This is a genomic window from Aeromonas sp. FDAARGOS 1417 (assembly GCF_019046985.1).
In the GTDB taxonomy this organism is placed as follows: Bacteria; Pseudomonadota; Gammaproteobacteria; order Enterobacterales; family Aeromonadaceae; genus Aeromonas; species Aeromonas veronii.
The window spans coordinates 3,879,529-3,903,158 of the sequence record NZ_CP077221.1 but is presented as its reverse complement, the minus strand read 5'-3'; the positions used below and the strand labels follow the sequence as shown (position 1 = coordinate 3,903,158).

26 protein-coding genes are annotated in these 23,630 nt (G+C 59.4%); 8 read left to right on the top strand and 18 right to left on the bottom strand.

The genetic code is table 11. The features are described 5' to 3' along the window. Nucleotides 1-2 precede the first annotated feature (2 nt). The 5 genes from surA to I6L47_RS18050 are packed head-to-tail and all read left to right on the top strand — an operon-like array spanning nucleotide 3 to nucleotide 4,293. Nucleotides 3-1,301 (top strand): peptidylprolyl isomerase SurA, encoded by a 1,299-nt coding sequence (gene surA, locus I6L47_RS18070; protein ID WP_005349338.1) that lies wholly within the window; start codon nucleotides 3-5, stop codon nucleotides 1,299-1,301. Further along, the gene (gene pdxA, locus I6L47_RS18065) at nucleotides 1,301-2,296 is read left to right on the top strand and encodes a 4-hydroxythreonine-4-phosphate dehydrogenase PdxA (protein WP_216948017.1); all 996 of its coding nucleotides are present in this window, start codon (nucleotides 1,301-1,303) and stop codon (nucleotides 2,294-2,296) included. The genes surA and pdxA overlap by 1 nt, the downstream gene beginning before the upstream one ends. After that, on the top strand, nucleotides 2,286-3,098 hold the full coding sequence (gene rsmA / locus I6L47_RS18060; protein WP_005339016.1) for a 16S rRNA (adenine(1518)-N(6)/adenine(1519)-N(6))-dimethyltransferase RsmA: 813 nt from the start codon (nucleotides 2,286-2,288) through the stop codon (nucleotides 3,096-3,098). The genes pdxA and rsmA overlap by 11 nt, the downstream gene beginning before the upstream one ends. 4 nt (nucleotides 3,099-3,102) lie before the next feature. Beyond that, entirely contained in the window at nucleotides 3,103-3,465 is a 363-nt protein-coding gene (gene apaG / locus I6L47_RS18055; RefSeq protein WP_216948016.1) for a Co2+/Mg2+ efflux protein ApaG, read from the top strand. A gap of 6 nt (nucleotides 3,466-3,471) precedes the next feature. Continuing rightward, entirely contained in the window at nucleotides 3,472-4,293 is an 822-nt protein-coding gene (locus I6L47_RS18050; RefSeq protein ID WP_216948015.1) for a symmetrical bis(5'-nucleosyl)-tetraphosphatase, read from the top strand. Between the two features lie 119 nt (nucleotides 4,294-4,412). On the opposite strand, the gene I6L47_RS18045 is transcribed toward I6L47_RS18050, so the two are convergent. The 3 genes from I6L47_RS18045 to I6L47_RS18035 form a co-directional block, all read right to left on the bottom strand. Further along, a complete protein-coding gene (locus tag I6L47_RS18045) occupies nucleotides 4,413-4,913 on the bottom strand; it encodes a 2TM domain-containing protein (protein ID WP_021231934.1) in 501 nt (166 codons plus the stop codon). Between the two features lie 127 nt (nucleotides 4,914-5,040). Continuing rightward, the gene (locus I6L47_RS18040) at nucleotides 5,041-5,484 is read right to left on the bottom strand and encodes a VOC family protein (protein WP_216948014.1); all 444 of its coding nucleotides are present in this window, start codon (nucleotides 5,482-5,484) and stop codon (nucleotides 5,041-5,043) included. A 3-nt stretch (nucleotides 5,485-5,487) separates the two neighbouring features. Then, on the bottom strand, nucleotides 5,488-6,477 hold the full coding sequence (locus tag I6L47_RS18035; protein ID WP_216948013.1) for a luciferase-like monooxygenase: 990 nt from the start codon (nucleotides 6,475-6,477) through the stop codon (nucleotides 5,488-5,490). A gap of 305 nt (nucleotides 6,478-6,782) precedes the next feature. On the opposite strand from I6L47_RS18035, the gene I6L47_RS18030 reads away from it, so the two are divergent. Both I6L47_RS18030 and I6L47_RS22545 read left to right on the top strand, forming a co-directional pair. Then, nucleotides 6,783-7,112, top strand: a complete 330-nt coding sequence (locus tag I6L47_RS18030) for a hypothetical protein (RefSeq protein ID WP_216948012.1) — start codon at nucleotides 6,783-6,785, stop codon at nucleotides 7,110-7,112. Between the two features lie 270 nt (nucleotides 7,113-7,382). Continuing rightward, nucleotides 7,383-7,577, top strand: a complete 195-nt coding sequence (locus I6L47_RS22545; RefSeq protein WP_254204767.1) for a hypothetical protein — start codon at nucleotides 7,383-7,385, stop codon at nucleotides 7,575-7,577. Nucleotides 7,578-7,751: 174 nt separating this feature from the next. On the opposite strand, the gene I6L47_RS18020 is transcribed toward I6L47_RS22545, so the two are convergent. The 4 genes from I6L47_RS18020 to rplU all read right to left on the bottom strand — a co-directional run bounded on the left by I6L47_RS18020 (nucleotide 7,752) and on the right by rplU (nucleotide 11,478). Beyond that, on the bottom strand, nucleotides 7,752-9,122 hold the full coding sequence (locus tag I6L47_RS18020) for a YjiH family protein (protein WP_216948011.1): 1,371 nt from the start codon (nucleotides 9,120-9,122) through the stop codon (nucleotides 7,752-7,754). Nucleotides 9,123-9,488: 366 nt separating this feature from the next. Next, complete coding sequence (gene cgtA / locus I6L47_RS18015; RefSeq protein ID WP_005339026.1) at nucleotides 9,489-10,691, bottom strand: Obg family GTPase CgtA; 1,203 nt, start codon at nucleotides 10,689-10,691, stop codon at nucleotides 9,489-9,491. 200 nt (nucleotides 10,692-10,891) lie between these two features. Beyond that, entirely contained in the window at nucleotides 10,892-11,149 is a 258-nt protein-coding gene (rpmA, locus tag I6L47_RS18010) for a 50S ribosomal protein L27 (protein WP_005339028.1), read from the bottom strand. Nucleotides 11,150-11,166: 17 nt separating this feature from the next. Beyond that, on the bottom strand, nucleotides 11,167-11,478 hold the full coding sequence (rplU, locus tag I6L47_RS18005) for a 50S ribosomal protein L21 (protein WP_005304210.1): 312 nt from the start codon (nucleotides 11,476-11,478) through the stop codon (nucleotides 11,167-11,169). A 242-nt stretch (nucleotides 11,479-11,720) separates the two neighbouring features. On the opposite strand from rplU, the gene ispB reads away from it, so the two are divergent. Further along, on the top strand, nucleotides 11,721-12,692 hold the full coding sequence (gene ispB, locus I6L47_RS18000) for an octaprenyl diphosphate synthase (RefSeq protein WP_058059475.1): 972 nt from the start codon (nucleotides 11,721-11,723) through the stop codon (nucleotides 12,690-12,692). Nucleotides 12,693-12,773: 81 nt separating this feature from the next. Here ispB and I6L47_RS17995 read toward each other — a convergent pair whose 3' ends face one another. The 11 genes from I6L47_RS17995 to I6L47_RS17945 all read right to left on the bottom strand — a co-directional run bounded on the left by I6L47_RS17995 (nucleotide 12,774) and on the right by I6L47_RS17945 (nucleotide 23,585). After that, nucleotides 12,774-12,962, bottom strand: coding sequence for a DUF2065 family protein (locus I6L47_RS17995; protein ID WP_005339036.1), 189 nt, complete (start codon nucleotides 12,960-12,962; stop codon nucleotides 12,774-12,776). A gap of 105 nt (nucleotides 12,963-13,067) precedes the next feature. Further along, a complete protein-coding gene (gene hflC / locus I6L47_RS17990) occupies nucleotides 13,068-13,952 on the bottom strand; it encodes a protease modulator HflC (RefSeq protein ID WP_005339038.1) in 885 nt (294 codons plus the stop codon). A 3-nt stretch (nucleotides 13,953-13,955) separates the two neighbouring features. Then, the gene (gene hflK / locus I6L47_RS17985) at nucleotides 13,956-15,107 is read right to left on the bottom strand and encodes an FtsH protease activity modulator HflK (RefSeq protein ID WP_005339041.1); all 1,152 of its coding nucleotides are present in this window, start codon (nucleotides 15,105-15,107) and stop codon (nucleotides 13,956-13,958) included. 91 nt (nucleotides 15,108-15,198) lie between these two features. After that, nucleotides 15,199-16,485 carry a ribosome rescue GTPase HflX gene (gene hflX / locus I6L47_RS17980; protein ID WP_005339043.1) on the bottom strand — a complete coding sequence of 429 codons (1,287 nt, stop codon included), beginning with the start codon at nucleotides 16,483-16,485 and terminating at the stop codon, nucleotides 15,199-15,201. A gap of 63 nt (nucleotides 16,486-16,548) precedes the next feature. Next, nucleotides 16,549-16,812, bottom strand: a complete 264-nt coding sequence (gene hfq / locus I6L47_RS17975; RefSeq protein WP_005339045.1) for an RNA chaperone Hfq — start codon at nucleotides 16,810-16,812, stop codon at nucleotides 16,549-16,551. Between the two features lie 72 nt (nucleotides 16,813-16,884). Then, nucleotides 16,885-17,814: a tRNA (adenosine(37)-N6)-dimethylallyltransferase MiaA gene (miaA, locus tag I6L47_RS17970; protein WP_216948010.1), complete on the bottom strand. Its 930-nt coding sequence runs from the start codon at nucleotides 17,812-17,814 to the stop codon at nucleotides 16,885-16,887. After that, nucleotides 17,804-19,678 carry a DNA mismatch repair endonuclease MutL gene (gene mutL, locus I6L47_RS17965; RefSeq protein WP_216949384.1) on the bottom strand — a complete coding sequence of 625 codons (1,875 nt, stop codon included), beginning with the start codon at nucleotides 19,676-19,678 and terminating at the stop codon, nucleotides 17,804-17,806. Before mutL ends, miaA begins: the two co-directional genes overlap by 11 nt. 3 nt (nucleotides 19,679-19,681) lie before the next feature. Next, nucleotides 19,682-19,807, bottom strand: coding sequence for a hypothetical protein (locus I6L47_RS22630; RefSeq protein ID WP_265177540.1), 126 nt, complete (start codon nucleotides 19,805-19,807; stop codon nucleotides 19,682-19,684). Between the two features lie 70 nt (nucleotides 19,808-19,877). Then, nucleotides 19,878-21,566, bottom strand: coding sequence for an N-acetylmuramoyl-L-alanine amidase (locus I6L47_RS17955; protein WP_254204766.1), 1,689 nt, complete (start codon nucleotides 21,564-21,566; stop codon nucleotides 19,878-19,880). Nucleotides 21,567-21,589: 23 nt separating this feature from the next. Then, nucleotides 21,590-22,063, bottom strand: coding sequence for a tRNA (adenosine(37)-N6)-threonylcarbamoyltransferase complex ATPase subunit type 1 TsaE (gene tsaE / locus I6L47_RS17950; protein WP_005339056.1), 474 nt, complete (start codon nucleotides 22,061-22,063; stop codon nucleotides 21,590-21,592). Between the two features lie 10 nt (nucleotides 22,064-22,073). Next, nucleotides 22,074-23,585: an NAD(P)H-hydrate dehydratase gene (locus I6L47_RS17945; RefSeq protein WP_216948008.1), complete on the bottom strand. Its 1,512-nt coding sequence runs from the start codon at nucleotides 23,583-23,585 to the stop codon at nucleotides 22,074-22,076. Nucleotides 23,586-23,630: the final 45 nt, after the last annotated feature.

Here is a 23,630-nt window from a genome sequence, read left to right as displayed (position 1 = left end):
ATATGAAAAAGACCCTGATTGCCCTGCTGACCGCGGGAATGTTCGGTGCCATGAGCCAGGCCGCACTGGCTGCGCCCGAGCTGATGGACAAGGTTCTGGCCGTGGTCAACAAGGACGTGGTGCTGTCCAGCCAACAGGACGCACTGGTCAACAAGGTAAAACTCTCCGCCCAAGAGAGCGGCCAGTCCCTGCCTGACGATGCCACCCTGCGCAAACAGGCGCTGGATCGGCTGATCCAGGAGAGCCTGCAGTTGCAACTGGCGGAGCGCCAGGGGCTGAAGATCAGCGACACCCAGCTGGAACAGGCTATTCAGGGCATCGCTGCCGACAACAAGATGACCCTGGATCAGCTGCGGGCCCAGCTCGCCCGTGAAGGGATGACCTATGCCCAGTATCGGGAAGAGGTGCGCCGCGAGATCCTGATGAACGAGGTGCGCCGCAACCAGGTGCGCCGCCGTATCAACATCTCCGAGCAGGAGGTGAAGCAGGTGGTGGAGATCCTGAAGAAACAGGGTCAACAGCAGAACGAATACCACGTCGGCCATATCCAGATTGCCCTGCCGGACAACCCCACAGCCGCCCAGCTGGATGCCGCCAAGAGCAAGATCGAGCGCATTCTGGCCGCCCTCAAGCAAGGTGCCGACTTCCGCAAACTGGCCATTGCCGAGAGTAACGGTCCCAAGGCGCTGGAAGGGGGCGACTGGGGCTGGATGAGCCCGCAAGAGATGCCGACCCTGATGGCGGAAGCGGTACAGGGTGCCAAGAAGGGCGACATCGTCGGCCCGCTGCGCTCCGGTGCCGGCCTGCACATCGTCAAGGTGTTCGACACCAAGGGTCAGCAGCAAGTGATGCAGACCGAGGTGAAGGCCCGTCATATCCTGATCAAGCCCTCCATCATCCTGAGCGAAGAGAAAGCCAAGGGGATGCTGGATGGCATTCTGCACGACATCAAGAGCGGCAAGGCAAGCTTCGCCAGCATGGCGGAGAAGTACTCCGAAGATCCGGGCTCTGCGGTGCAGGGTGGCGAACTGGGCTGGTCTGATCCCAACGTCTATGTCCCCGAGTTCCGCGACATGGTCAACCGTCTGCAACCGGGCCAGATCAGTGCCCCGTTCCGTACCAGCCACGGCTGGCACATCGTGCAGGTGGAAGATCGCCGCAGCCAGGATGCGACCGACAAGGCTCAGGAGCAGCGCGCCTACCAGCTGATCTACAATCGTCGCTTCGTGGAAGAGTCCCAGGCGTGGCTGGATGAGCTGCGTGACGAGGCATACATCCAGATCGAAGGAGCCGGTAGCTGATGAGCTGCCGTCGCCTTGCCGTTACCCCGGGCGAACCGGCCGGGATCGGCCCGGATCTGGTGCTGCAGATTGCCCAGCAGGATTGGCACCACCAGTTGGTGGTGATCGCCGATCCGGCGCTGCTGTGCGAGCGGGCAGCCCTGCTGGGGCTCAGCATCGAGCTTGAGCCCTATGACGCAACCGCCCCTGCCCACCCCCAGCGGGCGGGCACCCTGACCGTCTGTCCGGTCCCCCTCGGCGCCCCCGTGGTGCCGGGCGAGCTGAACGAAGGCAATGGCGCCTATGTGCTGGCAACCCTGCAGCGCGCCTGTGATGGCAACATGAGCGGCGAATTTGCCGCCGTGGTGACCGGGCCGGTGCACAAGGGGATCATCAACCAGGCCGGGGTCTCGTTCAGCGGCCACACCGAGTTCTTTGCCCAGCAATCCAACACCGCAGATGTGGTGATGATGCTGGCAACCGAGGGGCTGCGGGTCGCACTGGCGACAACCCATATTCCGCTGGCCTATGTAGCGATGGCCATCACCGAGGATCGCCTCGGCAAGGTGATCCGGATCCTCAACGAGGATCTCGCAACCAAGTTTGGCATCGCCAAACCCCGTATTTACGTCTGCGGCCTCAACCCCCACGCCGGGGAAGGTGGCCATCTCGGACGTGAAGAGATTGACGTGATCGAACCCGCTCTGGCCACGCTGCGCCAGGAAGGGATCGATCTGGTCGGCCCGTTGCCGGCCGACACCCTGTTCCAGGAGAAATACCTCAAGGATGCGGATGCGGTACTCGCCATGTACCACGACCAGGGGCTGCCTGTGCTCAAATACAAGGGCTTCGGCAGTTCGGTCAATATCACCCTGGGGCTTCCCTTCATCCGCACTTCGGTGGATCACGGCACCGCGCTGGATCTGGCAGGCAAGGGCCTGGCCGATCCGGGCAGCCTTGTCACCGCGATTAACCACGCCATCAAGATGGTAGAGAAAAAAAGATATGAGCAGTAAGGTGCACATGGGCCACACGGCCCGTAAGCGTTTCGGTCAGAACTTCTTGCACGACCGGTATGTGATCGATCAGATCGTCGCCGCCATCAACCCGCAGCCGGGTCAGAATCTGGTGGAGATCGGTCCGGGTCTGGCCGCGCTGACCGAGCCGGTTGCCGCCCAGATGGACAAAATGACCGTGGTCGAGCTTGACCGGGACCTGGCAGCGCGCCTGCGCGAGCACCCGACACTCAAAGACAAGCTGACCGTCATCGAGGCGGACGCCATGCGTTTCGACTTCGGCACCCTGATGGGTGAAGGTAAGGGGCCGCTGCGCATCTTCGGCAACCTGCCCTACAACATCTCCACCCCGCTCATCTTCCACCTGTGCGAGTTCGCTGATCGGGTAGAGGACATGCACTTCATGCTGCAAAAAGAAGTGGTGTTGCGTCTGGCCGCTGGCCCGGGCAGCAAGGCTTATGGCCGGCTGAGCGTGATGACCCAGTACTACTGTCAGGTAGTGCCTGTGCTGGAAGTGGGCCCGGGCGCCTTCAAACCGGCGCCGAAAGTGGACTCTGCCGTGGTTCGCCTGATCCCGCACAAGAATCCGACCATAGTCGCAAAAGACATTCGTTGTCTGAATCGCGTCTGTACCGAGGGCTTTGGCCAGCGTCGCAAGACCATCCGCAACAGCTTCTCCAACTTCATCACCGACGCCCAGCTGACCGAGCTTGGTATCGATGGCAACCTGCGCCCGGAGAATCTCTCCCTTGAGCAGTTTGTCATGATCGCCAACTGGCTGGCGGATCAGCAACAGGCCTGATCCTGTGGCACTCCCGCACATCGAGATCCGCCCATACCCCGTGTATGTGGCGGACTCCAAAGACCCTTACCAGTTTCACTATCTGATCGAGATTGAGAATCTGGGGCCCGGCCCGGTGCAACTGCTGCATCGGCGCTGGCTCATCACCGATGCCAATGGCAAGATGCAGGAAGTGGCAGGCCCGGGCGTGGTCGGGGAACAACCCGTCATTGCCGAAGGTGAGACCTACCGCTACCAGAGCGGCGTGCCGCTGGCGACCCCGCTTGGGGTGATGGAAGGGAGCTATACCCTGCAAGATGGCTCAGGTCAGCAGTTCGAGGCGCCCATCGCCCCTTTCACGCTGGCCATCCCCAATATTATCAACTGAGGTTTCATGGCGAACTGTTTTGTCGGTGACATCCAGGGCTGTTACGACGACTTGCGCCGTCTGCTGGATCTTGCCGCGTTCGATCCCGAAAATGACGTGCTCTGGCTCTGCGGCGATCTGGTCGCCCGCGGCCCGGACTCCCTCAATACCCTGCGTTTTGTCAAAGGGCTGGGCAACCGCGCCGTTACCGTGCTCGGCAACCACGACCTGCACCTGCTGGCGGTCGCCGATGGCGTTGCACCGCTCAAGAAGAAAGACAAGCTGCAAAGCCTGATGGATGCCCCTGATCGGGATGAACTGCTGGAGTGGCTGCGCCACCGCCCGCTACTGGCCGAACATCCGGATCTGCCCATCATGATGGTGCATGCCGGTATCTCCCCGGCGTGGGATGCCCGCACCGCGCGCAACTGCGCCCGCGAGGTAGAGAGCCTGCTGCGCGGTGACCAGTACAGCTGGCTGCTGCACAACATGTACGGCGACCAGCCCGATGGCTGGAAAGATGATCTGGTCGGGATCGACCGCTACCGCTATATCATCAACACCTTCACCCGGATGCGCTTCTGCTATTTCGACGGTCGTCTCGACTTCAAATGCAAGAAGGGGCCCAAGGAGTCGACCCCGGGGCTGCGTCCCTGGTTCGAACAGCGCGAACACCACGTGGATGACCCCATTCTGGTGTTCGGCCACTGGGCGGCCCTGATGGGTAACACCGGCAAGAGCGATATCAAGGCGCTCGATACCGGCTGCGTCTGGGGCAACAGCCTCACCCTGTGGCGCTACGAGGATGATGCCCTGACCACCACCCCCTGCCCGGTTCACGCCAGCTAGAAAGTGCGCAGCAATCAGGCGATTGCTGCCGCACGGATGGCCACAACCCGCTCCAATAACAAAGCCCGGCAGGTTGCCGGGCTTGCTGTTTTAGGTTCCCTGTTTTCCGACGAATGAAGTTACAACTTGCGCCCCAGCCGCTTCTCGATCTGGCGCCGCTCCCACTCGGGGCCAAACAGCTTGAAGGGCTGAAACACCCGAACAGCATGGGAGGCAAGTCCCAGCCCCCAACCCAAGGTTGGCCACCATGCCCAGATGTACTCCGGATTGCTCAGGTAGTTGATGACAAACAGCCCGCAGATCACCACCACATAGCTGGCGACATGGTGATAGAAGCCCTTGAGCTCCTCCACATAGCGCATTGCCGCCCGCTCCTCTGCCGATACCTGCACCGCATCCTGCCCCATAGTGTCACTTCCTCTCATCTCGCGCTCCTGTTGCTCTGATCCATCCAGTTGAGCCACATCGAGTTCAAAGACAGCGGCCAGGGCCTTGAGAGATTCCAGTCCGGGTTGCTGCCCCTGCTCGATCCGCTGGATAGTGCGGACACTCAAACCAGTCAACGTTGCCAACTGATCCTGAGACCAACCCCGTTGCAATCTCAACTTCCTGACGATCATCTCGAACTCCTTGTGGTAATTGACAGGGCCAGCATAGGGCTAACGCCGCGAAAGGTGACACGACAGATGGCCGACATACATCTGACAATTCTTTAAAATCAGATGGTTAAGATTTTTATCTTGTCAGTCAACCGCTCGTTCCCCCCAGATATTGCACAAACCGTAGCAGATAACCATCGGGATCCTGCAGCAAAAATTCGCGCTGCCCGGCCAGCATCTCGCCCACTGGATACCAGACCTCAGTGGGCTGCCGGAAAAGTGCAATCTCGGCGGCCTGTAATCGGTCGAGTAGCGGCTGGATCTCGGTCAGCTCCATCTGCAGATTGATCCCCCGACCGAACGGTGGCTCCAGCGCCCCGACCTGCCAACCCGCCGGATGTACCTGCTCCAGCATCAGCTGTATCTGTTGCTGCTCAAGATAAGCAAAAGGAGGGTCATCGCGCCGATAGCGGACCGAGAAGCCCAACAAACCGGTATAGAAAACCAGAGATCGAGCCAGATCGGTAACCGACAGCTCCGGTACCATGGGATTCCAATACGGCCCATCCACCGCGACAGGAGGGTTCGTCATGGCTTACAGGCTCTGCATCAGCTCGGCGGCAATCTCGAAAGAATGCAGTCGGGCCTGATGATCGACGATGGGACCGTTGAACATCAGCTCGTCGGCCCGAGTTTCCGCCAGCAGCGCCTTGAGGCCGTGACGCACCTGATCCGGGTTGCCCACCAGAGAACGGGCCAGGGTCTGCTCCATGGCCAGCAGCTCGCGCTCCGACCACTCCTCCCCCAGCTCGATGACAGGGGCCGGCAGCTTGCCTGCGTTGCCGCGATGCAGGCGCAGGAACTGCTGCTGCAGGGTGGTGAACTGGAAGCGTGCCTCCCGCTCGCTGTCGGCGGCGATCATGTTGATGCAGACCACCGCATGGGGCTTGGGCCAGCGAGCAGAGGGGCGATACTGGGCGCGGTAGATCTCCAGCGCCTGCAGCAGCATGGCGGGCGCGAAATGGGAGGCAAAACCGAACGGCAAGCCCATCGCCGCTGCAAGTTGCGCGCTGTAGAGGCTGGAGCCCAGCAGCCAAATGGGTAGATGCAACCCCTGACCGGGCACCGCCTGCACGGCGCCAATCTCGTCGCCAAAGTAGCTCATCAGCTCGCGTACATCGGCCGGAAAATCATCCACCTCGCCACTGCGCATTCGCCGCAGAGCCCGCATGGTGCGCTGATCGGTACCGGGGGCGCGGCCAAGGCCAAGGTCGATGCGGTCGGGATAGAGCGAAGCCAAGGTGCCAAACTGTTCGGCAATCACCAGAGGCGAGTGGTTCGGCAGCATGATGCCACCCGCGCCGATCCGCAAAGTGGTGGTGGCTTCGGCCAGATGGCCGATCAGCACCGAGGTGGCGGCACTGGCAATGCCCGGCATGTTGTGATGTTCGGCGAGCCAGTAGCGCTTGTAACCCCAACCCTCGGCATGGCGGGCAAGATCCCGTGAACGGCGAAACGACTCGGCAGGCACGGAACCTTCGGCAACAGGCACCAGATCGAGCACGGAATAGGGGATGGCAGACATGGGTCACTCCATTGATTTACAGGCCAGTAACAAGTGGGGCAATGTAGCACGGGATACCTGACTGAATCACTATCTCCTGCCACACTCTGCCTGCCAAGCGGCAGCAATCGAACGGAACAAATCTCAGGCACGTATTGTTTGAACGCTCATCCTGCTGGCCGCGCATGCACGGGGGTGGATCATATTTTCTTACATTTGCGGGCTGGCCTGAGCGCCCCCGGCTGGTTATAACGGTGCCCCTATAGCGAAGGGGGAGCAATAGACTCCCCCTCACTTTTTGTCACACCACACTGTTCAGGTTATCTATGTCAAAACATCTCGTTCTGCTGGGCACGCTGACGCTCTCCGGTTGCGCCCTGTTGTCTCCCCCCGCCCCCACCGTCACCCCGGTGCACCTTGCCGATACCAGCCAGCGCGGTTTCTACATCGAATGCAGCAGCATGAAAGCCTGCTTCCAGCAGGCCAACCAGACCTGCCCGCAAGGTTACAAGGAGACCGACCGCCGTCAGCAGACGCTCTACAGCACCCAGTATCTGGGGGGAAGCTATGACAAGGAGAAGCAAATCTACCAAGCTGCCAAGCCCTATCGCATCGCCAACACGGTCCACTCGTTAACCATCCAGTGTCCGATCTGAGCATAACGTCACGCTAACCCATAGGGCGGCCGGCGCGGGATACCAAGGGTCCGGCCGGCGCGGGATACCAAGGGTCCGGCCGGCACGCTCCCCCCTTTTCTTGCCCCACAGAGCACGCGCCTTTTATGTCACAGAGAATTGTCCTGCTGGGCAGTATATTGCTGTCCGGTTGCGCCCCCGCCACTGTCACTGAGCTCACCTCCGCAGATTCCTCGCTAACGATTCCAGATCGAGTGCAGTGCGCCGGATGATTGCCAGCAACAGGCAAGCTTGAGCTGTCCGCAGGGCTATCAGGAAACCGATCACAGCCAGCACACCTTCACCAAGGTTCAGATGAGCATGGGGGGCACCGACCCGATGAGGGGATTTAGCCCGAGCTTCCCCCAGATCAGCACCTTCACCATCCATACCCTGCTGGTGCAGTGTCCCCGCAAGCCGGCACAGCCCCACCCGCAGGGACACTGATGAGCAAGGGCCCTTCTCTCTTGTTACCCACACTCAGCCCACGGCGAATGACCCACACCTTGCAAGGCAGGACGTTTTGCGAATAACCCGCGTCATCCATCAGCCCGGAGAAAAGAGGAAAAGCCATAAAAAAACGGTCAACCGAGGTTGACCGTTTTTCACTACGTTGCGCCCTTAGAACAGCAGGTGTGCTACCCCGGCGATAACCGGCAAGGTGACCAGAGTGCGCAGCAGGAAGATAACGAACAACTCCCACAGCTTGACCGGGATCTTGCTGCCCAGCAGCAGGGCGCCGACTTCGGACATATAGATCAGCTGGGTGACCGACATGGCGGCAATCACGAAGCGGGTCATGTCGCTCTCGATGGTCGAGGCCAGCACCGCCGGAATAAACATGTCGGCAAAACCGACCATGATGGTCTTGGAAGCCGCTTCCGCCTCCGGCAGTTGCAAAAGCTCCAGCAAGGGGACGAACGGAGCGCCAAGCCAGTTGAAGATAGGGGTATGTTCGGCCAGCATAAGGGCACAGGTGCCGATCGCCATCACCACCGGCAGCACGCCAAACACCATATCCAGTGCATTCTTCACCCCTTCCCGCGCGACGGCACCGAGATCAGTCATGCTGTCAGCCTTGGTCAGGGCACGCTCGAAACCATAGCTCATTACGCTGTGCTGGTGCGGCACTGCTTCCTGCTTGCGGCACAGGAGGGTGCCATCGGCATAGATGTCCTTCTTCCAGCAGAGCGGTGGCAGACGCGGCACCACGATAGCGGCAACCACCCCTGCCAGACAGACGGTCAGGTAGAAGGGGACGAACATGTGCTCCAGCTTCACCTGGGAGATCACCACCAGACAGAAGGTGATGGAGACGGCAGAGAAGGTGGTGCCAATCACCGCGGCTTCACGCTGGGTATAGAACTTCCCTTCGTACTGCTTGCTGGTCAGCAGGATGCCGACGCTGCCATCGCCGAGCCAGGAGGCAAAGCAATCCACTGCGGAGCGACCCGGCAACCGGAACACCGGACGCATGATGCGGGTCATCATGGTGCCGACAAATTCCAGCAACCCAAAATCGAGCAGCAACGGCAGCAGCAGGCCGGCAAAGATGAAGACTGAAAACAGCACCGGCAGTAGATCGTTGAGCACCAGTCCACCGGTTGCGCCGGAGTAAAGCACCTCTGGCCCCACCTGGAAGAAGGTCAACAGCACGAAGATACCGCCCAGCACCCGCACGCAGGCCCAGAAAGGGGAGACATTGAACAAACTGTTGAGGAAAGGACGACGCACAAGAATCGCTGGCTTGAACAACCAGGCAATCACCGTCATCAGCATGGTGGTGGTGATCACCGCACTGACCATGGCGACCAGATAATCGGCAAAAACGCGCTGTACCAGCTTGGCCAGCACGGCCACCGGGATGGTGACGTTACCGTCATAGACGACCGGCGTCATGAACAACAGGATCCCGATAAGTGACGGAATCAGAAACATCAACAAGTTACGGCGAGTATTGACCGCAGGTGCTTCGAGACTCTTTTCCAACATGATATGACTGCCCTAATGTTACTTTTCCCTAGCCCGGCCAACCTGCGTATTCATGCATTAACCGGCAAAACGGGCGCAAGAATACTCTAAAAAAATGCACAAACAAGCCTTTAAGGCAGAAATGTGCGCATAAATATTTCCACAGGCAAACCTTCCATCAAAACAATAAGATACAGCGGCGCATATCGATTCAATCGACATCGCCAGATGATTGTTTCATTATTGTTAATTTTGGTGGGCAGTATAATCGGTTATCAGTAGCAGGCAATAAGTGACATCACAAATATACCTAATGAGTTGCTGCTCGATAGACATAAAAAAACCGGAGCCTGTTCAGGCTCCGGTTTTCAATCAGAGTGACGGGGGTCAGTCACGGACGTAGATGACTTCAACGCCATCATCTTCGTCGTCATCCCAATCGTCATCATCAAGCCCTTCATCGAAGGCAAGAGAGGCAGCCAGTGCTTCCGCTTCAGCCTTGGCCAGCTGGTTCTTGTGGTAGTCATCCCACTTGAACTCCACCTTCTCGATGGCGTCTTTGGCATCTTCCGCCAGCTGACGGGGCATGGTATCCAGCAGATCCAGAATGTCGTAGCAGACCTTCTTGGTGCCTTCCTTGCTGATGGCAGTGATAGCATAGACCGGACCTTCGTGGTTCAGGGCCGCCTTGACGCGATCCATCACCTCCTGGGCTTCTTCTTCCAGGATCAGATCCATCTTGTTGAACACCAACCAGCGCGGCTTGCCAGCCAGTTCCGGGCTGTACTTCTCCAGCTCCTTGACGATGGTCACGGCATTTTCAGCAGGATCGGAGCCATCAACCGGGCAGATATCCACCAGGTGGATCAGCACGCGGCAACGCTCGAGGTGTTTCAGGAAGCGGATACCCAGACCTGCACCTTCGGCAGCGCCTTCGATCAGGCCCGGGATATCGGCGATCACGAAGGAGCGGGAGTTCTCACCACGCACCACACCCAGGTTCGGTACCAGGGTAGTGAAGGGGTAGTCAGCCACTTTCGGGCGAGCCGCAGACACGGCGCGAATAAAGGTAGACTTGCCGGCGTTGGGCAGACCCAGCATGCCGACATCGGCCAGCAGCAGCAGCTCCAGCTTCAGAGTACGCACTTCACCCGGAGTACCGTTACTCTTCTGGCGGGGAGCACGGTTGACGGAGCTCTTGAAGCGGGTGTTGCCCAGACCGTGGAAACCACCTTTGGCAACCAGCAGCTTCTGCTCGTGGTGGGTCAGATCCCCCAGCAGTTCACCGGTATCCTCATCGGTCGCCCGGGTACCGACAGGCACACGCAGGATCTTGTCCTTGCCGCGGCGACCGGTACAGTTGGCGCTCTGGCCATTCTCACCGCGCTCGGCAGCATGGAAACGCTCGAAACGGTAGTCGATCAGGGTATTGAGGTTCTCGTCGGCGATCAGATATACGTCGCCACCGTCACCGCCGTCACCGCCATCCGGACCACCGTTGGGAATATATTTTTCACGGCGAAAGCTTACACAACCGTTACCACCGTCACCGGCATCGACTCGAATCTGGACTTCATCAACAAACTTCATAGGTAACCGTCACCTTAATTCGAAAAACCGATACGCAATTATAGTGGTACAGACCCCTGCGGGCGATACGCATCTTGCCAATCATGCCCGTCAGAGCCAAAGTCAGCTGCGTTCCGTTTTTTCGTCAACGACATCAGAAAGACGTCAGAAAAACAAAAGCCCCGCCTGTTGGCGGGGCTTCGGATCCTTGCGGTCCGTAATTACTCAGCAACGATGCTAACGTACTTACGATTCAGCGGACCTTTAACTTCGAACAGGATTTTACCAGTCGCAGTTGCGAACAGGGTGTGATCCTTGCCCAGACCAACGTTGGTGCCAGCATGGAACTTGGTACCACGTTGACGAACGATGATGCTGCCAGCCAGAACTGTTTCGCCGCCGAAACGCTTCACGCCCAGGCGTTTAGCTTCAGAATCGCGACCGTTGCGGGATGAACCGCCAGCTTTTTTGTGTGCCATTTATCGGACTCCTCTAATTAAGCGCTGATGCCAGTGATTTTGACTTCAGTGAACCACTGACGGTGGCCCGCTTGCTTACGATGGTGCTTACGACGACGGAACTTGACGATAGTCACTTTCTCGCCACGGCCGTGAGCCACAACTTCAGCTACAACCTTGCCACCTTCAACGAAAGGAGCACCTACTTTAAAAGTGTCGCCTGCAGCAACCATCAGAACTTCGTTGAAGTCGATGGTAGCGCCAGTCTCAACGTTCAGCTTTTCCAGACGAACGATTTGACCTTCGGCCACACGGTGTTGTTTTCCGCCGCTTTGGAATACCGCGTACATTTGATTAACTCCGTAAAGGCATGTCTTTTGCTCAAGGCTAGACATGCGCAAAAACCTATAACAATGGGCGGGCATTCTACGCAAATCGATCTGCTCAGGCAAGGCCAATTTAGCAAAAAGTTTATTTTGTGCGCATATCTGCCGCCGTGGATAAACGCCTAACTGTAACCCATTGTGAAATCGTGTAGAATCCCTGCCATTACTAAAATCGCAGTTATTGCTGCTGTCACGTTACGAGACTTATGGACCAACAGACTATCCGTGCGCTCTGTGCCGCCGACATGACGGCGGTCAATGAACTGATCCTGGCCCGACTCCAGTCCGACGTTAGTCTGATTAATCAGCTGGGTTTCTACATTGTCAGCGCCGGCGGGAAACGGATGCGCCCCATGCTGACCGTGATGGCTGCGCGTGCGCTGGGCTATGAGGGTGAGGATCACCTGAAACTGGCCGCCATCATCGAATTCATTCACACCTCGACCCTGCTGCATGACGACGTGGTCGACGAATCCGACCTGCGCCGTGGCCGGGAGACCGCCAACGCCATGTTTGGCAATGCCGCCAGCGTGCTGGTCGGTGACTACCTTTATAGCCGCTCCTTTCAGATGATGGCCGAACTCTCCAACCTGCGGGTGATGGAGATCCTCTCGGATGCCACCAACACCATCGCCGAAGGGGAAGTGTTGCAGCTGATGAACTGCAACGACCCGGATACCACCGAAGAGAGCTACATGACGGTCATCTACTGCAAGACCGCCAAGCTGTTCGAGGCCGCCACTCGCCTTGCCGCCGTGCTGACCCATCAGCCCGAGCCCGTCGAGCAGGCCATGACCGATTACGGCAAGTATCTGGGCACCGCGTTCCAGATCATTGATGACGTGATGGACTACTGCTCCCAGAGCGAAGAGATGGGCAAGAACGTCGGCGACGATCTGGCCGAAGGCAAACCAACCCTGCCGCTGCTGCGTGCCATGGAAGTGGGCACGCCGGAAGAGCGCCAGCTGGTGCGCGATGCCATCGAGCACCGCAACGGCATGGAGCATCTTGAGCAGATCCTCGGCATTCTCGATCGTACCGGCGCGCTGGAGTACTCCCGCATGCGTGCCAGGGAAGAGGCCGACAAGGCCATTGCCGCTCTCGCCATCCTGCCTGACTCCCAGCACAAGCACGCGCTGGAAACACTGGCCCACATGGCCGTGCAGCGCAGTGCCTGAGTAAACGACATGGATGAAAAAAGAGGCCTTCGGCCTCTTTTTTATTGTCTGCTATCTGCTGGACAGTGCATTGCGCCAGACTCAGCGACTCAGCATCCAGAGGATCACGCTACCCGCAACCACTAGCGAGCCGCCGATACGGCGCAACTGCTCCGGTGGCTGATCGCTCAGCAGCCGCAACATCTGCTGCCATGCCCTTGGCATCAACAGCGGGCCGAGCCCCTCGAACAACAGCAGCAATCCCAACCCCATCAGCATGGATGTCAGCATCCGACCTCCTTCAATGCAACCAGCCCCCTGGGTCGACGGCTGGCATTGGCACCAAAAACAAAAGGGTCTGACAATGCAGACCCTTTGAATGTGACCTCGTGGCGATTACTGCTTGGTGCCGTGAGGAGACTTGAGGTAACGGAAGAACTCGCTGTCCGGCTTCAACACCATCAGGTCGTTGCCACCGGCAAAGCTCTTGCGATAGGCCTCCATGCTACGCACGAAGCTGAAAAACTCGGGGTCTTTCTTGTAGCTGTCGGCATAGATCTTGGCGGCTTCCGCATCCCCTTCACCGCGCAGCTGGCGAGCGTTACTCTCGGCGTCAGCGATCATGACGGTTACCTTGCGGTCGATATCGGCACGCAGGATTTCAGCCTTCTCGCGACCCTGAGAGCGGTGCTCACGGGCGACTGCGGTACGCTCGGCGCGCATCCGCTGGTAGATGGAGTTGGAGACTTCCACCGGCAGGTTGATCTGCTTGATCCGCACATCCACCACCTTGATGCCGAGCTCGGAGGAGCGCGCCATCTTCTTCAGGGCATCTTCCATCACGGTACTACGCTCACCGGAGACGATGTCCTTGATGGTGCGGTTACCGATCTCGGAACGCAGACCATTGTTGATCTTGCGCTTGAGCAGATCTTCAGCCTGCAGCTTGTTGCCACCACCGGTTGCCAGGTAGTACTTGGAGAAGTCCTCGATCTTCCACTTCACGTAGGAGTCGATGATCAGGTCTTTCTTCTCGGAGGTGACAAAACGGTCGGCCTGGCTGTCAATGGTCTGGATGCGGGCATCCATCTTGCGAACCTGGTCGATGAGCGGCACCTTGAAGTGCAGGCCCGGCTCATAGAGGCGGGGTTCACCGGAGTCAACCCGCTTCACCTTGCCAAACTGCACCACAATCCCCTTCTGACCTTCATCAACGATAAAGACAGAGGAGAAGCAGACCATGGCCGCGACAGCGATTGCACCAATAGCTAGCTTTTTCATCTATCAGTTTCTCCCTGAGCTGAAGCGGTCACCGCTACGCAGCGGCATTGTCGGCGTAGAGTTGGCACCCTCGTTGGAAACGGGGACCTGCTCTGTAACCGGGGCGACAGTGGCACGATCAGACTGGGCAGCCTTCGGCTTGCCAGAAAGCTTGTCGAGCGGCAGGTAGATCATGCTGTTGTTGCCAGCCGGCATGTCGACCACCACCTTGTTGGCCTGCTGATAGAGCTCTTCCATGGTTTCCAGATAGATACGCTCACGGGTCAGCTCGGGGGCAGCCAGATACTGGGGCAGCAGCTCGTTGAAGCGAGCAACTTCACCCTGGGCTTTCAACACGATCTGGGACTTGTAAGCTTCCGCTTCCTGCTCCAGACGCTTCACCTGGCCACGGGCCTTGGGCTCCACTTCACGAGCATAGGCTTCTGCTTCACGAATGAAGCGCTGTTCATCTTCCTGAGCGGAGATGGCGTCATCAAAGGCGTCTTTCACCTCTTCCGGCGGACGCGCCGGCAGGAAGTTGACGTCGACGATCTGCAGACCCATCTGGTAGGGCTCGATGATGCCATCGATCACCTGCCAGGTCTCCTGACGCACCTTCTCACGACCGGTAGTCAGGACGTCATCCATCCGGGTATGACCCACTACATAGCGCAGGGCGCTATCGGTGGCCTGACCCAGACTCTCGTCGGCATTGGTCACGCTGAACAGATATTGCTCGGGATTGACCACACGGTACTGCACGTCCATCTCGACCCGTACCACGTTCTCATCCTGAGTCAGCATGAAACCGGAGGCAGGCAGGGAACGCACGGACTCGACGTCCACCGGGATCACCTGATCGATAAAGGTCGGCTTCCAGCGCAGGCCCGGCTCGACAATATGGGAAAACTTGCCAAACCGCAGCACGGCACCACGCTCCGCTTCGCGAATGGTGTAGAAGCCGCTGACGACCCACACCACCACAGCCACAACCAGCGCGATGGAGATACCAAAGCGACCTACATCGCCGCCAGATTTGCCGCCACCAAACAAGCCACCGAAACGGCGACTCACTTTGCGCAGCATTTCATCCAGATCAGGGGGTCCCTGATTCTTGCCGTTATTCCCCCAAGGGTCACGGTCTTTGCCGTTGTTACCAGGCTCATTCCAAGCCATCAGCGTCTCCATTAATACATGCGGATGGATATCATCTCTATCGGGCCATCATACGTTGAGAAGCCCCTAAGGGGTCACCTTCATCGACGAATCAATGCCTGATAAAGCGTTGTAAACTCTCACCTTCCTGTTTCACGAGGCGGTTCCAGTCGGCCACTTGCAAGCGGACTTCCAGCACGAAATCACCCTCCTCGCTAAAACCTTCCTGCTCAATCCCTTTCAGCTGATAGAGCGCACTGCGCAATCTCGCGGCAGAAGGAGGCAACTGCAGGGTGTGATGCACCATGGAGCCAGCCAGCAATTCGGTCAGCGCCGTAAACAGATGCTCACAACCTTCACCGGTCTGGGCCGACAACCAGACGCGCAACGGGCGCCCCTCGTCATCTCGCTCCAGACCTGCCGGACGATCCGCCAGCTTGTCGATCTTGTTGCAGATCATCAGCTGGGGCCTGTCATCGGCTTCAATCTCGGCCAATACCTGCTGCACGGAGTCGATATTCTCCTGCATCTGCTCATCGGCACAGTCCACCACATGCAGCAGCAAATCCGCTTCACGGGTCTCCTGCAGGGTTGCCTTGAAGGCCGCGACCAGATCATGGGGCAAGTGTCGAATAAATCCAACTGTATCCGCCAAAATCACATCACCCACATCCCGGATCACCAGTTTACGCAGGGTGGGATCCAGAGTTGCGAACAATTGGTCGGCAGCATACACGCTGGCAGCTGTAAGTTGGTTGAACAAAGTGGACTTTCCGGCGTTGGTATAACCAACCAGTGACACCGTCGGCACTTCGTTGCGGTTGCGGGCGCGGCGTCCCTGCTCCCGCTGCTTGGCCACCTTGTCGAGCCGACGCAAAATCGCCTTGATGCGTTCCCGCAGCAGACGTCGGTCAGTTTCAAGCTGGGTTTCACCCGGGCCACGCAGACCGATCCCGCCCTTTTGACGCTCAAGGTGGGTCCAGCCTCGCACCAGACGAGTGGAAAGATGGCGCAACTGTGCCAGTTCGACCTGCAGTTTACCTTCGTGGGTACGGGCGCGCTGGGCAAAGATATCGAGGATCAGGCCGGTTCGGTCCACCACCCGGCACTGGAACAGACGCTCCAGGTTGCGCTCCTGGGCGGGGGTCAGGGCATGGTTGAAGATGACGACGTCGGCATCCAGCATCTGGACTTGGGACGCGATCTCTTCAGCCTTGCCACTGCCGACAAAAAATTTGGCACTGGGCGCACTGCGACTGGTGGTAATTACCCCCAGCGCATTAACTCCGGCCGAGCTCACCAACATCTTGAGCTCTTCCAGATCCTCCCGCTCACCCTCATCACTGAAGTTGACATGCACCAGAACGGCCTGTTCGCCAGCTTCATAACGGTCAAACAAGCGCTTGCTCCTTAACAGGAATCATGATGAATCTGAGTTGGCGAGTTGACTCGCCCAGGGATATCACGCCTCGGCATCACCCTGTTCATCAGCCGCGCCACCCGGAGTGGGCTGGTGATGATTGACGGCACGGGCCGGTACGACAGTCGAGATGGCGTGCTTGTAAACCATCTGGCTCACGGTGTTTTTCAGCAGGATAACAAACTGGTCAAAAGACTCGATCTGACCTTGCAGTTTGATGCCGTTCACCAAATAGATAGAAACAGGAATCCGCTCACGGCGCAGCGCATTCAAAAACGGGTCTTGGAGAGATTGCCCCTTAGCCATTTTTCTTTTCCTTATAGTTTGTTGTTTTTAAACACCGAATATCAATATAACAACCTGATTATACAGGGAGTGTCAAGCCGCACCAGCGCGAGCAAGCACGCGGTCGAGATTGCCAGACTCACCAGATTCCAACCAGGTCACGTCGGGCCAGCCGCGCAACCAAGTCATCTGTCGTTTTGCCAATTGGCGTGTGGCAACAATGCCACGATAACGCATCTCATCATACCCCACTTCACCGCACAGGTAGTCCCACATTTGGCGATAACCCACACAGCGAATGGAGGGGAGATCCGGGTGCAGATCGCCGCGCGCCATCAGCGCACGAACCTCCTGTTCAAAGCCACCTTGCAGCATCTTGTCAAAGCGCTGTTCGATACGCTGATGCAGCACGGCACGATCACTCGGGGCGATGGCAAACTGCTGCACTCGATAGGGCAAGCCCTCCCCCTGCACTTGCGTCAGCTCGGTAAGGGTCTTGCCGCTGATGCGGTAGACCTCCAGCGCCCGGGAGAGTCGCTGCGGGTCATTGGGGTGGATCCGCGCCCCGGCCACAGGGTCAATGCGCACCAGCTCATCGTGCAGAGCCTGCCAACCGAGGCGGGCAGCCTCTTCCTCAATCCCGGCTCGAATGGCGGGATCGGCGGAGGGCAGCGGGGACAATCCCTCCAGCAGCGCCTTGAAATAGAGCATGGTACCGCCCACCAGCAGCGGAATGCGGCCACGGTCGGCGATCTCTGTCATCTCCCGCAGGGCATCCTTGCAAAAATCGGCAGCCGAATAGCTCATGGCGGGGTCAAGAATGTCGATCAGCCGGTGCGGGGCCCGCGCCAGCTCATCAGCGGTCGGCTTGGCCGTACCTATGTCCATGCCGCGATAGATCAGCGCCGAATCGACGCTGATGATGTCGCAGGGCAGCGCCTGGCACAGTTCAATGGCGAGATCCGTCTTGCCGGAGGCCGTCGGCCCCATCAGAAAAATTGCGGTCGGCAAGTCACTCGCCATGTTCAAACTCCTCCAGCACGGTCGCCAGCGAAAGGGGGCGCACCATGCGAATGTCTGCCAGTTGGTCACTGAAATCGGTCACAAGTTCCATCAGCAGACGACTGGCAGTTGAAAAATCGTATATCTTCTCGCGGCTTATCCCCTGCTCCACCAGCCATTGGCATAATACTTCAGCCTGCTGACCAGCATCACTGTCAGATCCGCCCTCGATAATTTGCAGCAATTCGGGTAACAGACGCCCCAGATCGGTCTGGCGCAGCAGAGCCGGCACCCGAGTCAGGATCATGGTGTCGCGCCCCCCGCTTTTCAACTCCAGCCCCATCCGTTTCAGCAAACGTTCCTGCTCGGTCACCAGCGCGATCAAATTCTTCGGCAATTTGAAGGAGACCGGCAGCAACAGTGGCTGGGCCGCCAGTCCCTGGCCCCAGGTCTCCAGCAGCCAGTGGCGTAGCAGTACCCGCTCGGCGCGTACCAGCGAGAGCAGCGCCAGCTGATTATCCCTCTCGATCAACAGGTAGGCCTGCTCCACCAGTGTCAGGGCGCGACATCCCCCCTGTTTGGGTGACGGCACTGTGTCGGTGGGCTGTGCGGGAACAGCTTCAGCCGCAATTGCGATAGGCAGCGTAGTGAGCAGAGCGCCCATGCCGCGCATCGCCTCCCGGCTTGGGGGCTCGGGCGGTTGATAGTTGCTGACCCTGCCTGCACCACCACCGTTCCCTTCCCGCACCTGTGCAGGTGCCCGGTAGCTGTGCTCGGCACCGTACCACTCCGGGCGTGGCGCCTGACCGGGATATTCAATCTGCGGACTGACCGGCAACTCGACCAGGGTTTCGGCCAGCGGCGCGTCCTGATGAGCGGCGCTGACTCCTTCGCGGCGCAGCGCGGTAAACAGCGCCTGAAAGATAAAGTCGTGGATCAGTCGCGCCTGATGGAAGCGCACCTCATGCTTGGCCGGGTGGACGTTGACATCCACCTGACGGGGATCCAGCTCGATATAGAGCACATAGGCGGCGAAGCGGTCGGGAGGCAGCAACTCGTCATAGGCCTGACGAATGGCGTGGTTGATGAGCTTGTCGCGCATCATCCGGCCGTTTACATAGGTGTATTGCAGGTCGTTTTGCGGTCTTGCCCCCTCCGGAGTCGCCAGCCAGCCCCACAGCCGCACATCGCTGTGCTCGCTCTCCACCGCCAGCGCATGGTGCATGAAGGGGGTGCCGCAAACGGCGGCGAGGCGACGCTCCTGCTCCGGCACGGTATTGGCGGCCTTGTACTGGCGCACCACCTTACCATTGTGGCGCAGGATCAGGGTGGCATCGAAGCGGGAGAGCGCGATGCGGCGCACCAGCTCGTCGATATGGGCAAACTCGGTCTTTTCACTGCGCATGAACTTGCGCCGCGCGGGGGTATTGAAGAAGAGATCCACCACCTCCACCGTGGTGCCCACCGGATGGGCCGCCGGCTTGATGGTGACGCTCATCTCTCGCCCTTCCGCCTGGGCTTGCCAGGCTTCGGACTGCTCGGCGGTACGGGAGGTGAAGGTGAGGCGGGAGACCGAGCTGATGGAGGCGAGCGCCTCGCCACGAAAACCGAGGCTGTTGATCCCTTCCAGATCGTCCAGCGTGGCCACCTTGGAGGTCGCATGACGCGACAGCGCCAGCACCAGCTCGTCTTTGGCGACGCCACAGCCGTTGTCACGGATGCGGATCAGCTTGGCTCCCCCCTTGTCGATGTCGATCTCGACCCGGTCGGCCCCCGCATCCAGGCTGTTTTCCACCAGCTCTTTCACCACAGAAGAGGGCCGCTCCACCACCTCTCCGGCTGCAATCTGGTTGGCCAGAATGGGTGGCAAAATACGGATCGGCATCATTTACTCCTGAATTTCTATCTTGCGGATGGTCAGTCTCTTAAGGCTCCAGGAGGACCGCTCCACCACCTCTCCACCAACCGGAATCTGGTTGGCAAGGATAGGGGGCAAAATACGGATCGGCATCATTTACTCCTGAATTTCAATCTTGCTGATGGTATTCGCTAACAGCGGGAGCGGCATCGCCCGCTCCCGCGCGTCAGTTTTGCGGAATGTAGAGCACCTGCCCTACCTGAATATTCCGCGACTTGAGCTTGTTGATCTCTACCAACTGTGCCTGACTCACCCCATGTTTCTCGGCAAGGCGGGAGAGACTCTCCCCCCGCTTGACCACATGGCGGATCATCTGCGACTTGTTGTCACTGCGAACAGGGGCGGCACTGCGGCTCTGCCCCTGCTGGGGGATATAGATGGTCTGACCAATCTGAATATCCCGGCTGCGCAGTTGGTTGATCTCCACCAGAGTGGACTGACTCACCCCATGCTTCTCGGCAAGTCGAGAGAGGCTCTCGCCCCGTTTGACCACATGGCGGAGCATCCGCGATTTGTCATAGTCGCCCACACTGCTGACCGGCGCACCGCTCTCTTGCGCTGCCGCCGAGTAAGGCTTGATCACCCCGACTCCGGAGCCGCTCCCAGCACCGCCGTCGCGGGCAGTGGCGGGCATCTTGTTGGTCACCACCGGCTGCGACTGTGTCTGCCTGGGCTGGCTCACCGGCTGCCGGGCTACCGGTGCAGGGCGAGTAGCGGCAGGTTGGCTCACCTGCCCTTTGCCGGTCAGCATGGCCCCCTTGGTCGGGTGGGCGCGGTAGTAGTTGCGGATCCCCTCGAAGATGGCGCGGGCCAGCTGGTCCTGATAGCTGGCAGTAGCCAGCAGCTTCTCTTCCGCATGGTTGGAGATAAATCCGGTCTCCACCAGCACGGAGGGAATATCCGGCGCTTTCAGCACTGCCAGGCTGGCGTGCTCCGGCGCCTTCTTGTGCAGTCGGGCCACCTTGCCCATGGAGCGCAGGATCTGGCGGCTGACGTCATAACCCTCGGCACGGGACTTGTCCATGGAGAGGTCGAGGAAGGTCTGCGCCAGATAAGGGTTGGGATCGGATTCCGCCAACACCTTGCCGACACCACCCAGCAGCTCGCCCTGCTTCTCCTGCTTCTCCAGCCAGCTACCCATCTCGCGGTTGGCACGGTTGGTCGACAAGACCCAGACCGAGGCACCGCGCGGAGTCGAGTTATGAAAACTGTCTGCATGGATAGAGACCAGCAGATCCGCCTTGGCCTTGCGGGCAATCTCGGAACGCTTGTTGAGGTCGACGAAATAGTCGCCACGACGGGTCAGCACGGCGCGCATCCCCGGCTCGCGGTCGATCAGTGCAGCCAGCTTCTGGGAGACCGCCAGCGTGACCCGCTTCTCGTAGGTACGGCGCGGGCCGATGGAACCCGGGTCTTCCCCACCGTGGCCCGGGTCGATGGCAATCACCACCCCCTTGCCCTTGCCACCGACAGGCGTGGACTGCACCGCAGCCGCCGAGCGCTTCTCTTCATAAGGCAGGTCGATGACCAGACGGTGGCCATAGGGCCCGGCTGGCGCCAGCGGAAAGACCACCGGCTTGATGGCGGAGCTGAGATCCATCACCAGTCGCAGACCGCCCTTCTCCAGCGGTGTGCTCTGGCGGATCTTGCGCACCAGTTCGCTGTTGTTCTCGATCCGCGCCAGATTGGCGGCGTTGCTCGCCCCTTTCAGATCGATCACCAGCCGATCCGGACCGGTGAGGGTGAAGTAGTTGTAATTGGGGGCGCTGCTCATATCGAGCACCACCCGGGTATTATCCGGTGATGGCCAGATTCGTACGCTCTTGAGCTGATTCGCCCAAGAGGGTAACGCCATCAAAGAGAGAGCAATAACAAGGATCAAGCGCACGTAGATGACAACCGTTCCAGAATGGCTTCGCCAATAGCAGTGCGAGCCTCTATCAGAACCTCGCGCTGCTCGCCTACATAAGTGAGGGTAATTTCCAGGTCGGGAGCCGGTAACCAGCCCTCGCCCTTCTCGGACCACTCCACCAGACAGAGTGTGTTGGCGGCAAAATAGTCCCGAATGCCCATGAATTCCAGCTCTTCCGGATCAGCCAGGCGATAGAGATCAAAATGGTAGACCTGCCAACCATCGAGCTCATAGGGTTCGACCAGGGTGTAAGTCGGGCTTTTTACCTTGCCCTGATGGCCAAGGCCCTGCACCCAGCCGCGGGTCAGGGTGGTTTTACCGGCGCCAAGTGTGCCATGCAAAAACACTGTGGTCGCCTGCTGGCAGGCCTGTGCCAGACGGCCACCCAGTGCCACGGTTGCTGCCTCGTCCGGCAGTGTCATCATCAACTGTTTTGCCATGTTCTTCTTTTTAACTTGTAATGGTGTCGGGATTAACCAGTTTGCGGATCAGCGGCAGCAAGTCTGACGCCAGCATGCCCCGCTCGCCGTCAGCGGCGGCCTGATCTGCAGCCTCGCCGTGGATCACGGCGCCCAGCCAGCTTGCCATGGTGGCAGACCAGCCCTGGGCCAAAAGGGCGGCGATTATACCAGATAACAGATCGCCCATGCCGCCACTTGCCATGCCGGGATTGCCTTCACAACAGAGAGCGACCCGCTCGCCGTCATAAATAAGTGTCCCCGCCCCTTTTAACAACACCACACCGCCATAGCGCCGCTGCAGCGCCTGCACGGCGGCAAACCGGTCGGTTTCAATGTCGGCAATGGAGCATCCCAGCAGTCGCGCCGCTTCGCCGGGATGGGGCGTGAGCACCCAATTATCCTGATGGCGGGGAGATTGCGCCAGCCAATTCAATCCATCGGCGTCCAAAACCAGTGGCAGCCGATCGGTGAGATTACGAGCGATTTGCGCGCTTCCCCACTCATCCTGACCGAGTCCGGGGCCGATGACCCGCACCGACGCCCACCCCTCGTCATCAGCGCTGGTGAGGCTCATCAGCTCGGGTTGGTAGAGGCTGACCGGCGGATGTTCCGGATGCTGACACACCCTCACCAGCCCGGCCCCCGCCCGCAGGCAGGCGCGGGCAGCCAGCACAATGGCCCCCTGCATGCCGCGATTGCCCCCCACCAGCAGTACCTTGCCATAAGAGCCCTTGTGGGAAGCGCGCGGGCGCGGGGTCAGCTGCGTGCTGAGCTGCGGATAATCGATACGCCAGGCAGCGGGCAGCATAGTGTCATCAGGCGTCACACCAAGGGGATCACAGTCGAGCTGGCCGACACAATCCACCCCGTCGCCGGTGAGCATCCCCTGCTTGATACCGATAATGGTGAGGGTGCGAGTGGCCTGCACCACGGCCCCCATGGCACGGCCGGTATCGCCGTTGAGGCCGGAGGGGAGATCCACCGCCAGCACGGGCACAGCCAAGCCATTGATTGTTGCGACGATCTTTGTCAGTAGTGGCGAGAGGGGCGTGTTGACGCCGGTGCCAAGCAGGGCATCGACCACCAGCTCCGGGGGGGAGTGCTGGTCCTTATCAAACTGCTCGGCCAGCCAGACCCGGCCTCCGGCCGCCAGCCACTCATCGGCGGCCCGTCTGGCATCCCCCTTCAGCTGGTCGGGTGCCCTGGCGGCAATCACCACCACCTCGATGCTAATCTGGCGGGCAAGGCGGGCCAGCACATAGCCATCACCGCCGTTATTACCGGGGCCGACGAAAATCCACCAGCAGCGACTGTCGGGCCAATGCAGGGTGGCATAAGTACGCAGCGCGGCACCGGCTCGCTCCATCAGGGCATAGAGAGGTTGCCCCTCACGCGCGGCCCAGTTGCGCTCCAGTGTGCGGATCTGTTCAGTCTGCCACAGCCCCTGTGGTAAACTGCCCCCCTCTTTTGTGCCCAACGCGCCCCTGATGATCTCTACCATGACGGCTCCCGCCTCTTATCAATCGACCCACGCCAGCAAACGCCG